Below are 11,921 nucleotides of genomic sequence, written 5' to 3'. Positions count from 1 at the left end.
CGGGATGAGTGGGGATGGCTGGAGCGCTTTCCCCGCATCCGGATGTTGAGTGAACCGAGGCGCCGTGTGCGCTTTCTCTCACGTCAGGAAGCCGATGCTCTGCTGGAGGCACTGTCGGCGCATCTGCGCCCGGTGGTGTCGTTTGGACTGGCAACTGGCTGCCGGATGGGTGAAATCCTGAACCTGGAATGGCACCGGGTGGATTTTGACCGCCGCGTCGCCTGGCTGGACCACGGCACCACCAAAAACGGCGAGGGACGTGGCATCCCCCTGAACAACGATGCCATTCTCGCCCTGAGGGCGGTCGAGGGAGATCACGGCCGCTGGTGTTTTACGTACCAGAAGAAGCGCATGGAACGTGTGGGCTCTGGCTGGAAGCGTGCACTCAGGCGAGCCGGGATCACGGAATTTCGATTCCATGATCTGCGCCACACCTGGGCCAGTTGGCATGTTACCAACGGCACGTCGTTACAGGAGTTGATGGAACTGGGCGGCTGGAAGTCGTATGAGATGGTGCTGCGCTATGCGCACCTGGCACCGGATCATCTGAGTCACGCCGCGGCGCGTATCGAGCGAACACTAGAGATCGTAGAGCAAAACTCTACGAAAACCCTACGTTCGGTGGATGAAAAGATGGACGTGAAAGCGTAAGTCTTTGAAAAATATGGCGCGCCTGGCACGATTCGAACGTGCGACCGCCTGGTTCGTAGCCAGGTACTCTATCCAGCTGAGCTACAGGCGCGTTGAGGGGCGCTACTATAGGTACCGATCCCTTGATAGTCAAGGGCTTGCAAAGCAAAAAACTGGTCAGCCACCCAGCACACCGCCGGCAACCGCGCCCCGGGACGGGGTGTCCACCAACACCCCGGGGTTCATCATGCCGGCGGGGTCCAGCGCCGCCCTGGCGCCCGCAAAGGCGGCCCGGAACAGGCCCGGCGCCTGCCGGTCATAGCCTCCGGGGCGATGGTCGCGGCCCACGGCGTGGTGGTGGGTCACGGTGCCTCCGAGGGCGACAACGGCTGCGTTGGCGGCCAGCTTGATCTGGCGCCAGCGCCCGAGCACGGCGGCCATGTCGCCGCAGTCGGCGCCGCGGGCATAGAACGTGAAGTAGGGAGCCGGGCCATCCGGGTAGACGTGGGTAAAGCGGCAACTGAGCATCCCCTCAGCCCCGGTTTCCGTGCGGATTGCGCGGCGCACGGCGTCCTGTACGCCCTCGTACAGCGCGTGGAAACGGTCCCAGGTAATCGCCGTTTCAAAGGTGTCGGCGATAACGCCCCGGGGCGTGAGGTAGTTGCGATAGTAGGGCGCGCGCAGGAACTGATTGCGCCAGGCACCCGCCTCGCCCTGGCGATGTTCGCCCTCCTCGGCACCGGTGCTGCGCAGCGAGCGCTGGGCCGCTTGCCGGTCCCACTCGCCGCCGTGATCGGCGACCAGCTCCAGGGCTCGGGCCAGCCACGCGTCCAGCGGGTGGTCCGCAGACTCAAAGGCCAGCACCAGCACCGCGCAGTTACCGTCGCCAACGCCGTTGAGCAGTGCCTCCACCGGATCCAGCAGGCGGCAGTTGCTGGGGAACAGCGCGGCCTGGCTGATCGCCCGCACCGCGGCGCAGGCGCTGGCCATGTTGGCGAAGCGAATGCTGGCGGAGGCACGAAAGCGCGGCCGGTCCTGCACCCGCATCCAGGCCCGGGTGATCAGCCCCAGGGTTCCCTCGGAACCGAGCATCAGCCGATCCGGGGAGGGCCCGGCACCGGAGCCCGGCAGGCGACGGCTCTCCAACATGCCGCGGGGTGTCAGCATGCGGATATTCTCGACAAAATCGTCTATGTGGGTGTACTGGGTGGCGTAGTGGCCGCCGGCGCGGGTCGCGATCCAGCCGCCGAGGGTGGAAAACTGGAAGCTCTGGGGAAAGTGGCGCAGGGTCAGGCCGTGGGGTTTGAGCGCCGTCTCCAGTTCGGGCCCCAGGGCCCCGCCCTCGATCAGCGCGGCGCGGCTGCTGCGGTCGACTTCCAACACCCGGTTCAGGTACTGCAGGTCGATGGACAGCACCAGTGCGTAATCACCCTCGACCGCGCTTTCCACTCCACCACAGACGCTGGTGCCGCCACCAAAGGGCACGACTGCCGCGGAGACACTGCCCGCCCAGGCCAGCAGGTCCTCCAGTTGGGACTCGTCGCGGGGAAAGGCCACCCAGTCCGGCGGCCGCGGCACCGAACGCTGCAGCATCCGCACGCCGTCGGCAAAGGACTTGCCGCAGGCGTGGGTCAGGCGGTCATAGGGAGTGGCCGAGCAGATCGGCGCCAGCGCAGCCGGGGGCCGCAGGGCTGGCGCTGGCAGCGTGAACTCGTCCAGGCGGGGCGTCGTCACCGGGGCGCCTGCGCCGGTCATCCGCACCAGTTGTGCCAGCAGCGCTTCTTCCGCGGGCGCGAGCTGTTCGTCCGCATAGCCCCAGCCCCAGAACCGCAGCTCCCGGCGATGGGCAAGCGACTCGGGCACAGCCGGCGCCGTTTTAGCGGATAAAGCCGGTTCTCGACTCCATGTACAGGCGCAGGGGCAGTTTGCCGTCATCGCGCAGATGGATGATCAGGCCGTAGTTGTCGTGTTCATAATCCGCCACCCACTCGTAGCGAAACTCGGGCAGCAGGTCGATCTGCTCCGGCCGGCGACCGATTACGCGGACCTCTTCCAGCTCCTCGGGGGACACCTTGAGGCGATCCTTCGGGATCGCCAGGGTAATCTTGCGCTCGCCCTCGACATCTCCGGGCTCCACCTCACGCACATCCGTGCCGGAGTCCGCATCCAGGTGCCCCTTGACCAGTTGCAGCCAGCCGGTCTCGGAACTGAGCGGCTCAGCCAGGGTAAGCGGGGCGGCCACCAGGACTGCGCAAAAACAAAGGCTACGGGCGAAGCGTGACATGGTATTCTCCAGTATCGAGCGGCTGTGGCTGCAGCACCGCGGTACGGCGATGATAGCGCAGTTTTCCCGCTACTGCAGATGCCGCGTACTGACAGGCAACTGTCGGCACTGGAACCGGAGAACAATTACCCCTCATGGCACTATTGATACTGGCTGTTACCCTGGCCCTGGGCATCTCGTTTATCTGCTCCATCGCCGAAGCGGTGTTGCTCAGTGTCACCACCGCCTATACCCGGGTTCTGGAGCAGGAGGGAAACCCCTCCGGGCGGCGCCTGCGCAAATTGAAGCATGACGTCGACCGCCCGCTGTCCGCGATCCTGACCCTCAACACCATCGCCCATACCGCCGGCGCCACCGTTGCGGGCGCCCAGGCCGCGGCGGTGCTGGGGAGCAATATGCTGGGGGTGTTCTCCGCGGTGTTGACCTTTCTGATCCTGGTTTTCTCGGAGATTATCCCGAAAACCCTGGGCGCCTATTACTGGCGCCAGCTGGCGCCCCTGATCGCCGCCCTGCTGCAGGGCATGATCATCCTGCTCTACCCCTTTGTCCTGATGTCGAACTGGCTGACCAGCCTCATTGCACGCGGCAAGACCATCCGCGGCCTGAGCCGGGAGGAGTTCGTGGTAATGGCTGAACTGGGGGAGATGGAGGGCGAACTGGCCAATAACGAGTCACGTATTCTGCTCAACCTGCTGTCCCTGCGGGACCAGACCGTAAGCGCAGTGATGACCCCGCGGCCGGTGCTCTTCAGCCTCCCCCAGGACATGCGGGTGGAGGAATTTTTCCACAGCCACGGCGACCAGCCCTACTCGCGCATTCCGATCTACGGTGAGAACCAGGACGACGTAACGGGGTTTGTCCTGCGCGGCCAGCTCATGCAGGCCCAGGCCAAAGGTGAAATTGACAGGACCCTGCGCGAGTTCCGTCGTCAGCTGCCGGCGCTGGTCGGTGCGATCGACCTGCTACGGGCCTTCGAGGAGCTGCTGGCAAAAGACGTACACATGATGCTGGTGGTGGACGAATACGGCGGCGTCGACGGCGTCATTGCCCTGGAGGACATCTTCGAGAGTCTGGTGGGGAGGGAGATCGTCGATGAATCAGACCGCACTGCGGATCTGCAAAAACTGGCGCGACGACTGGGGGAGCACAGAACCCGTCAACTGGGAGTCAAGCCGGCCACCGGAGCCCCCCCTGACGATACCTGAATTGCTGATGCGGTGACGGCCCGCCAAACACTCCTGGACCCGGTGTAAGGAGTGCCCCGGGTCAAGACAATTTGGCGGGCGTCACCACGACGCCATCACTTGTCCATTGCACCCTTGATGGCGTCGTCAGCGTCCTCGGCCATTTTCCCTGCCTTGGCAGCGGCATCATCCACGGCCTGCTCGGCATCGTGCATCATGTCTTCCCCCTTCTGCTTGGCGTCATGCATCATGTCTTCGCCCATTTGCTTGGCGTCATGCATGGCGTCCTCGCCCATCTCTTTGCCGCTATCCATGGCATCGCCTGCCGCGTCGCTCGTATCGTCCCATGCGCTTGAGGCTGAATCCATGGCATCACCAGCAGCCGCGGATACCGTGCTGCCGGCTTCCTCCGCCTTTTCTACCACAGTGCTCATGGCATCTGATGCAGATTGCTGCGCCTCTTGGGCCTCTTCCTTGCTGCAAGCCGCCAGGCCCATGGTCATCAGCGCTGCCAGTGCCGCACCCGTCAACTGTCTTGTTTTCATACAATGCCCCTTCATAGTTGTGTCGTTTTGTCCCGACAGGACTCTTTGAGACTACACAGCAATGCGGATGGAGTAAAGCCACAGCCATGTCACAGATCAATGCCTCAGCCCGCAACGATGTCGGGGTACATCCTCGCGAGTCGCTGCAACAGGGCATTCTGGGCGCCGACCGTCACGCCCTCGCGCACCATGGAGCGAATCAGGTCATCGACCAGACTGTTGAACTGGGCCGGGGTGATCGCCAGGTGCCGGTGGGTCTCCGCCATCGAATCGCCACTGTAGCGGCAGGGTCCGTCGGCGATCTCGCACAACTGTTCGGCGAGCTTGGTCCGGAAGCGGTCGATATCGGTATCGGCGAACAGCGGAAGCAGGAGAGGGTCCTCGGCGATTTCCCACAGCAGACCGGCAACGATTCGTTCGATACCCGGCGTGCCACCCAGGCGGTCGAACAGGGTGCGCTCCTCGCGGGTCGCGGTGCCACAGGCAGCGAGCCCCAGCATCGCCACTAACAGCAGTTTGCGCAGCGAGGACATCCGCACCCCCTATTGATTCAACTGCAGCGACAGATACCAGCCACCCTGCCCGGGCAAGCCGGCAATGCTGCCGAGGTCGGTCCACGCCAGCACCGCGGCAAAGCGCTTGCCGGGGAACCAGCCGACAAAGACATCCGCCCAGTCGTCTTCTTCAGCGGCGGCGAGTTGATCGGGCTTCTGCCGGTACTCCGCGCCCAGAACCCACTGCCGATTGAGAAAAATCCCGGCAGAGGCCTCCAACCGCAGTTCCCGCTCATTGCCAAACCCCAGCAGACCGGCCTGGTGGGCAGCGGTGGAGCGCAGGGTGATATTGGCGAACAGGTTGCGCCCGAGCAGCCCGTTGAGCCACAGTTTACTGGCCGCCAGATACACATCCACGCCGCTGCCCGAGGTCGCGCCCAGGGCCGTCGGCACTGCCATGTCCCGATTGCGCTTGTACTGCAGGCCCGCGCTCAGCTGGGGCAACCGGGTGTACACCAGGTCCCCCGCCAGCCGCAGCTTGGCGCCAAAGATATCCTGGCTGATCTCAAGGTCCAGCGGCAACACATCCAGCTGCTGGCGACTGGCACTGAACTCCAGCCGATTCTCGATACCGACACTGATCGAACGCACATCGAGCTGGAAATCGTCGACCCCGACCCGGGTCAGTGACACAGCCCCACCCCACTCGCCGCTGTCCCCGTAGCCGCTGATCACCGCCCAGGGAACCAGGCCGCCACCAGCCGCGCCCTCGAAACTGGTTGCCCCTGCCGTCGCCAGCAGCTTGCTGTCAGCCTGTGTGGCGACTGCCATCCCCAGGCCCAGCAGGACGGTGAGGCCGGTTCGAATCCAGTCAGGCATAGCGCTCCTCTGAAATTGCCCGCACCTCGGGTGGGGGCGCTGCCAGCCAGCTCTGTAGCGCGGAGGCCGTCATCGGTCGAGCCAGGTAGTAGCCTTGCACCGAATCGCAGCCCATGTCCTGCAGCATGTGCAGGGACGCCAGATTCTCCACACCCTCCGCCACCACCTTGAGTCCCAGGTAGTGGGCCATTTCAATGGTGGAGCGCACAATTTTCTGGTCATCGCCGTCCCGGTCCAGATTCAGGATCAGGCTCTTGTCGATCTTCAGTTCCTGCACAGGCAGCATCTTGAGCTGAGCCAGGGACGAGAATCCGGTACCGAAATCGTCTATCGCCAGGCAGATACCAGCCTCTTCGAACTCGCGGATATTCGCCAGCGCAACGTCCATATCCGCCATCATCATGGTTTCCGTGACCTCGATGACAAGCGCCGAGCTGTCGAGGCCGGACGCCTGCAGGGAGTCGATGACATGGCGCACGAACCCGGCCTGCAGGATATCGGCGCCCGAGAGATTGACACACGCGGTGAGTTCAATGCCGGCCCCTTGCCAGTCCTGTAGCTGTCCCAGTACCTGCTTCAGCACGATGACGCTGATGGCGGTGATGATCCCGGTCTGCTCGGCAACCGGGATAAATTCATCGGGATAGACTGCGCCCAGCTCAGTATCGGTCCAGCGCATCAACGCCTCGACCTGCAGCACGCGATGGGCGTGGAGATCATACTTGGGCTGGTAGAAAACCGTGAAGTTCTCGGCATCGACCGCGGCCTGCAGACGGTGTGCCAGGGTGATCTGGCGCAGGTGAACCTCATCCTGGCCAATCCGGTAGACCGACCAGCCGCCACTGGCGCTGCGGGCGGTGCCCAGGGCAATCTGCGCCCGCCGCACCAGCTCGTCGAACCGCTGTCCGTGCTGGGGGGCAAACACGAAACCCAGCAGCGGTTCCAGACGCACCGGCACGCCGCCAATCAGCAATGGTGCAGTGAAATCGTCACGCAATTTCTGCACCACCGCTTCGACCCCGGCATGGGTAAGATCCTCGAAGAACAACAGGATCTGCGAATCCGCCACTCTCGCGGCAATATCGCCCCGGCGCAGGCTGGTACTGATCCGCTCGGCAATCTGTTGCAATACGGCATCGCTGAATTCGCTGCCGTAGAGATCGGTGAGCTGCTGCAGGTTCTCCAGCTCCAGCAAGCCCATGCCGAACTGGTTGCGCTGTGGGCTCTCGTTCATCCGGCTGTTGAACACCGAATTGATATAGTACCGGTTGGGCAACTGGGTCAGCATGTCATGCTGTGCCTGGTGACGAATGCGCGCCTCCCTTTCGGACACGGTGTCCTGCATCAGGTTGAGAGTATCCGCGAGCATGCCGAACTCCTCCCCTACCGCCAGTTCTATCCGCCGCGAGTAGTTGCCATCCGTAATGCGACGGGCGGCGTCGACCAGCGCATAGATCGGCTGGGTAACGCTGCGAGCAATGACCAGCGCAGTGAAACCGGCCAGGCCGAGGGCGACGAAGCCGATAATCAACATCTGCTGGCGCAGCGGTCGATAGTTGTTCAGTGCCTGTTCCAGAGACTGAGACAAGACGGCCACTACCTCCTGCCCCTCCTCCCGCAGCAAATCCACATCCCGGCTCAGCCAGCCGGCCTCAGCCAGGCTCTCGGCAAGCCGGGACGCCACGCCCGAGGAGGAATCCCCTGCCTGCAGGCCGGCAGTGAGAGCCGGCGACAGGGTGGACTCCAGTACCCTGGCTCCGCGTCCCGCGGCGTGGGCCACCAGCGTAATATCGGCGTTGGTAATGGCTCGCAGTTCTTCCAGCATGGAGCCATCGACCGCCGTTGCCAGCCCGACCCAGCCCAGCAGGTCCGGCGCCAGGACCGGCACCAGGACCAGCTGAAACGTCTGCCCGTCGAACAGGGTAAGAATGGCGGCTGCCTGCCTGCTGCCGCTCGCCACCAACGCCGCAGCGCTTGCCGGCAAGCGCGCAACCGGGTGGGTGCTGAGCAATACCTCCCCGCTCCGGGACAGCATGACCACAAAATCCGCGTTGATCCGCTCACCGTGGTTGGCAAGCGCGCTGAGCATGGTCGCCTCTTCGCCAGTGGCGATCGCACGCTTGAAGGCAAAATCCCCCGCCAGCAGCTCGGCCCGGTTCCGCAGCTGTTCCCGATCGTCCTGCAGCAGGGAACGAAATACCCGCTCCACCACACCCAGTTCGGCGCGCACAAGATCTTCAACGGCATTGGTGGACGCGCGCATGACCGCCAGCAGGCTGCTGGCCAGAGTCACCGCCAGCAGACCGACTATGAACAGCAGAAGGCTATTGCGGAAGCTGGTTCGCATCACGTGAAAAGCGCTTCAGCAGGCTCTCCAGTTCAGCGTTGCTCTTGCCCACCTGCGGATCCTCCCAGGCCAGGGGCAGCTCCAGCGCCAGGGTATCCCCGGTAGCGGGGTCGAGAGTAACTTCCATCTCGGCCTCCAGCTGCGGGTGCCAGATGCGCAGCAGGCTGGCGGTCTGTGCCTCGCTCCAGCGCAGGGTCGCATGACCGTCGGCATCGCTGACAACCGCCGTGGGATCGGTGCTGACGTAGAGATAGGCCTTCATGCTGTCGTGAATATTGCAGCCCAAAGTAACGATTCCGGGATTGTGGAATGCCACCGGCGGCGCATCATTGGCGCGAAACAGTTTGAGCTCGAAACTATTGCCCTCGGAGAACGAGTAGACATGGTGCCGGGTATCGTCGCTGTTGGGAAAACTGACCTCCGTACCGGGGCTGATGACCGTGACATGCGGCTGGAATCGCCGTTCGCGCTGGTCCACAGCCGCACCCCGCCGCGGTGCCGCAGGCGCCGGATCGACGCCCGGCAACATGAGCACGGCAAACGGCACCGGCCGACCGTCGCTGCCGGTAAGTTGTACGGCAAGAGTCCCCGCCACGGCGGAAGACAGGCACCCCACAAGCGCCGTCACCAACCCGAGAGTCATTGCCAGTGTCTTTCCCACACCATCCACCCAAGCCCACATCCGGGCAGAGTATACCCGAGTCAGGCAAAGTCCTGCTTTTCCATCCACGGAATCATGCGTTCGAAGGCAGCTTCGATCCGGTCGATGGAGGTGGAATAGCTGATCCGCAGCGCATTGCCGCAGGACTCACCGAAGGTCTGCCCGGGAATGGTGCAGACACCGGTTTCCTTGAGCAACCGCAGGGCCACGTTGTTGCCGTTGATACCCTCCGGCAGCGATGGAAACATGTAGAACGCGCCCTCCGGTTTGTAGCCGGTCAGGTAGGGGGTCTGGTCGACCAACTCGATAAGCCGGTCCCGGCGGCGGCTGTACTCCGCCAGCATGTCGTTGACGAAGGTGCGCTCGCCCTTGAGTGCCGCCACCCCCGCCCACTGGCAGGGCGTGTTGGCCACGGTAGTGGTGAACATGTGGTAGCGGCGCAGTTTGCGGATAGCGCCCTGGCTGGCGATCAGCCAGCCAACCCGCATTCCGGCCATGCTGAAAGTCTTGGAGAAACTGCTGACCACCATCACATGGTCCAGGTCCGAACAGCAGGACAGCACACTGGGAAAGGGCTTGCCGTCATATACCAGATGATCATAGACCTCGTCGCTGATCACATAGATGCCGCGATAGGCGGCCTCCTCCACGATCGCTTCAATGGTCTCCCGCGGATATACCGTGCCGGTGGGATTGCTGGGGGAATTGAGCACCACGGCACAGGTGTTCTGGTCCATGGCGTCGATCACTTCCTGGGGATCGAGTTGGTGATTGTGTTCGGCGCGGGTGGCGATGCTCTTGACGCTGCCACCGTTCATGCGGATCAGCGGTGCGTAGAGCATGAAGGCGGGATCCGGGACAATGAATTCCCGGCCCGGTGCCGAGGTGGACGTCAGGGCCAGGTAGATCGCCTCGGTGGCGCCGGTGGTTACCAGGATATTCTCCGGCAGCAGGCTACGCTGGTAGCGCTCCCCGTAGTATTCCGCCAGAGCCTCCAGCAGTTCGGGGAGCCCGGCATCCATGGTGTAACCGGTCTGGCCGGCGTGCAGGGCGTCCACCGTTGCGTCGACCACATGGCGTGGCGCCAGCAGGTCCGGCTGGCCAATGGACAGGTGAATCACATCGTCCATGGTCGCCGCCAGATTCACCATCTTGCGGATTCCCGGCATCGGAATGGCCAGCAGGGCAGGGTTCCAGATCGGGTCCTCGGACTCGTAGAAATCGATATCGATATCGCTCATGGCAGCGTCCTCGTCTGGGGAGCGGCCTGCTGGTAGGCATGGCCGGCGCGCAGTACCAGCGCATCGTTGTAGCGGGCGCCCACCAGCTGCAGCCCGATCGGCAGACCTTCGCGACAGAACCCACAGGGCACACTGAGGGCCGGCTGCCCGGTCAGGTTGAAAGGATAGGTGAAGGGCGTCCAGGTGGGCCAGCGGGTGCTGGGCCAATCCTCCGGCACCTCCCGATTCAGCCCGAAGGCCGTGATCGGCAGGGTCGGGGTCAGCAGGAGATCGTACTTCTGGTGAAACTGGGCCATGCGCTCGCAGAGCTGGCCGCGCTCGTTGTTGGCCGCCAGGTAGTCCAGCACGCTCAGCCTGGCCGCCTTTTCGGCCACCTGCACCAGCTGCGGGTCCATCAGTTCACGCTTGCGGGTGCCGAGGTCGCGCAGGGCATTGGCGGCGCCGCTGTAGAACAGATGGCCAAAGGCACCCAGGGGATCACTGAAGCTGGGGTCAACCTCGGTGACCGTGGCGCCAAGTTCGCGCAGCACCCCTGCCGCCACCGCGACGGCGCGCTCTATCTCGGGGTTGACATCGACGTGACCAAGGTTGGCGCTGAACGCGATCTTCAGTCCCGCGATACCTGCGCCGAGGCCCGCCTGGTAATCAATGCCACGCCGCGGCACCGCGTGCGCGTCGCGGATGTCCGGCTCCGACAACACGTTCATCAGCAGAGCGCAATCCTCCACCGTCCGCGCCATGGGGCCCGCATGGGCAAGGGTGCCAAAGGGACTTGGGGGCCAGTGCGGGACTTCGCCGAAGGACGGCTTGAAGCCGACAATACCGCAGAACGCTGCCGGAATACGGATGGAGCCGCCGGCATCGGTGCCCAGTGCCAGGGGCGCCATCTTCGCCGCCAGTGCCGCCGCCGAGCCGCCGCTGGAACCACCCGCCGTACGCTGCATATCCCAGGGATTGCAGGTGGTCCCGTGCAGCGGGCTGTCAGTCACAGCCTTCCAGCCGAATTCCGGTGTCGTGGTCTTGCCCAGGGGAACGTAGCCGTGGCGCTCCATAGCAGCCACCGCCGGCGCTGACTTGCCCATCTGCGCGGCCGGGTCGACCGTCTTCGAGCCGCGGCGGGTGGGCCACGCGGGAGTCAGGAACAGGTCCTTGATCGCAACCGGGACGCCGTCCACAACGCCCCTGACCTGATCCGTGCGGTAGCGCTGCTCAGACTCCTGCGCGCAGCGCAGGGTGGTTTCCGGGTCCACCAGGCAGAAGGCATTCACATCGCCGTCCAGCTGCCCGATGCGGTCGAGAGCCGCGCGGCTGACCTCGACCGGGGACAGCCCACCTTGGCGGAACTGTTCCAGCAGCGCTGTTGCACTCAGCGCAGTAATATCCTCACTCATCGACCGCTCCCTCTGCCTGCACTCACACTACTGAGTGGCGCTTGTTGCTGTCAACTCCGCTCGCCTGGTTCCGGCGGTGATCTGGCGGCAGCCGGGCTGCTCCATCGGTAGCTCGGTCGGTGGCTTCGTCGGTGGCTTCGTTTGTGTGGCGGCCTGGCGGCCGCTGCGTCGCTCCGGGAGGCGGGGACTCCGCTACTCCATTGCGGGCGCATGCGGCGCGCGTTCCTGCGGTGATCTTGCGCTGCCGTCTGGCCGCGCACGGGGT

At 64.1% G+C, this 11,921-nt stretch carries 11 protein-coding genes and 1 tRNA gene; 2 read left to right on the top strand and 10 right to left on the bottom strand.

Translation table 11 applies throughout. The features are described from left to right. On the top strand, positions 1–651 hold a 651-nt coding region (locus tag RJQ10_RS10425; protein WP_350146302.1), incomplete at its 5' end, for a site-specific integrase. Between the two features lie 14 nt (positions 652–665). Here the strand turns inward: RJQ10_RS10425 and RJQ10_RS10420 are convergent. The 3 genes from RJQ10_RS10420 to RJQ10_RS10410 all read right to left on the bottom strand — a co-directional run bounded on the left by RJQ10_RS10420 (position 666) and on the right by RJQ10_RS10410 (position 2,914). Continuing rightward, positions 666–742 (bottom strand) — tRNA-Arg (locus tag RJQ10_RS10420). 65 nt (positions 743–807) lie between these two features. Then, the gene (locus tag RJQ10_RS10415) at positions 808–2,493 is read right to left on the bottom strand and encodes an FAD-binding oxidoreductase (RefSeq protein WP_350146300.1); all 1,686 of its coding nucleotides are present in this window, start codon (positions 2,491–2,493) and stop codon (positions 808–810) included. Between the two features lie 13 nt (positions 2,494–2,506). Then, positions 2,507–2,914 (bottom strand): hypothetical protein, encoded by a 408-nt coding sequence (locus RJQ10_RS10410; protein ID WP_350146298.1) that lies wholly within the window; start codon positions 2,912–2,914, stop codon positions 2,507–2,509. A gap of 134 nt (positions 2,915–3,048) precedes the next feature. On the opposite strand from RJQ10_RS10410, the gene RJQ10_RS10405 reads away from it, so the two are divergent. Beyond that, the gene (locus RJQ10_RS10405) at positions 3,049–4,119 is read left to right on the top strand and encodes a CNNM domain-containing protein (protein WP_350146296.1); all 1,071 of its coding nucleotides are present in this window, start codon (positions 3,049–3,051) and stop codon (positions 4,117–4,119) included. Between the two features lie 95 nt (positions 4,120–4,214). Here RJQ10_RS10405 and RJQ10_RS10400 read toward each other — a convergent pair whose 3' ends face one another. The 7 genes from RJQ10_RS10400 to RJQ10_RS10370 all read right to left on the bottom strand — a co-directional run bounded on the left by RJQ10_RS10400 (position 4,215) and on the right by RJQ10_RS10370 (position 11,656). After that, positions 4,215–4,643, bottom strand: coding sequence for a hypothetical protein (locus RJQ10_RS10400; RefSeq protein WP_350146294.1), 429 nt, complete (start codon positions 4,641–4,643; stop codon positions 4,215–4,217). Between the two features lie 104 nt (positions 4,644–4,747). After that, positions 4,748–5,176, bottom strand: coding sequence for a group I truncated hemoglobin (locus RJQ10_RS10395; protein ID WP_350146292.1), 429 nt, complete (start codon positions 5,174–5,176; stop codon positions 4,748–4,750). 9 nt (positions 5,177–5,185) lie between these two features. Then, positions 5,186–6,016 (bottom strand): DUF3034 family protein, encoded by an 831-nt coding sequence (locus RJQ10_RS10390; protein WP_350146290.1) that lies wholly within the window; start codon positions 6,014–6,016, stop codon positions 5,186–5,188. Next, entirely contained in the window at positions 6,009–8,363 is a 2,355-nt protein-coding gene (locus RJQ10_RS10385; RefSeq protein WP_350146304.1) for a putative bifunctional diguanylate cyclase/phosphodiesterase, read from the bottom strand. Before RJQ10_RS10385 ends, RJQ10_RS10390 begins: the two co-directional genes overlap by 8 nt. Continuing rightward, a complete protein-coding gene (locus tag RJQ10_RS10380) occupies positions 8,341–9,006 on the bottom strand; it encodes a methylamine utilization protein (RefSeq protein ID WP_350146288.1) in 666 nt (221 codons plus the stop codon). The genes RJQ10_RS10385 and RJQ10_RS10380 overlap by 23 nt, the downstream gene beginning before the upstream one ends. Before the next feature lie 59 nt (positions 9,007–9,065). Beyond that, positions 9,066–10,265, bottom strand: coding sequence for a pyridoxal phosphate-dependent aminotransferase (locus RJQ10_RS10375; RefSeq protein WP_350146286.1), 1,200 nt, complete (start codon positions 10,263–10,265; stop codon positions 9,066–9,068). Continuing rightward, complete coding sequence (locus RJQ10_RS10370) at positions 10,262–11,656, bottom strand: amidase (protein ID WP_350146284.1); 1,395 nt, start codon at positions 11,654–11,656, stop codon at positions 10,262–10,264. Before RJQ10_RS10370 ends, RJQ10_RS10375 begins: the two co-directional genes overlap by 4 nt. Positions 11,657–11,921 lie beyond the last annotated feature (265 nt).

The sequence above is a fragment of the Haliea sp. genome, assembly GCF_040222615.1.
GTDB lineage: Bacteria > Pseudomonadota > Gammaproteobacteria > Pseudomonadales > Halieaceae > Haliea.
The sequence above is the reverse complement of the archived record's forward strand: the minus strand, read 5'-3'. Positions and strand labels throughout refer to the sequence as shown.

Coding starts and splice junctions, on each gene's coding strand:
- RJQ10_RS10410 (WP_350146298.1), bottom strand. CDS start 2,914: ATGTCACGCTTCGCCCGTAGCCTTTGTTTTTGCGCAGTCCTGGTGGCC.
- RJQ10_RS10405 (WP_350146296.1), top strand. CDS start 3,049: ATGGCACTATTGATACTGGCTGTTACCCTGGCCCTGGGCATCTCGTTT.
- RJQ10_RS10400 (WP_350146294.1), bottom strand. CDS start 4,643: ATGAAAACAAGACAGTTGACGGGTGCGGCACTGGCAGCGCTGATGACC.
- RJQ10_RS10395 (WP_350146292.1), bottom strand. CDS start 5,176: ATGTCCTCGCTGCGCAAACTGCTGTTAGTGGCGATGCTGGGGCTCGCT.
- RJQ10_RS10390 (WP_350146290.1), bottom strand. CDS start 6,016: ATGCCTGACTGGATTCGAACCGGCCTCACCGTCCTGCTGGGCCTGGGG.
- RJQ10_RS10385 (WP_350146304.1), bottom strand. CDS start 8,363: ATGCGAACCAGCTTCCGCAATAGCCTTCTGCTGTTCATAGTCGGTCTG.
- RJQ10_RS10380 (WP_350146288.1), bottom strand. CDS start 9,006: ATGACTCTCGGGTTGGTGACGGCGCTTGTGGGGTGCCTGTCTTCCGCC.
- RJQ10_RS10375 (WP_350146286.1), bottom strand. CDS start 10,265: ATGAGCGATATCGATATCGATTTCTACGAGTCCGAGGACCCGATCTGG.
- RJQ10_RS10370 (WP_350146284.1), bottom strand. CDS start 11,656: ATGAGTGAGGATATTACTGCGCTGAGTGCAACAGCGCTGCTGGAACAG.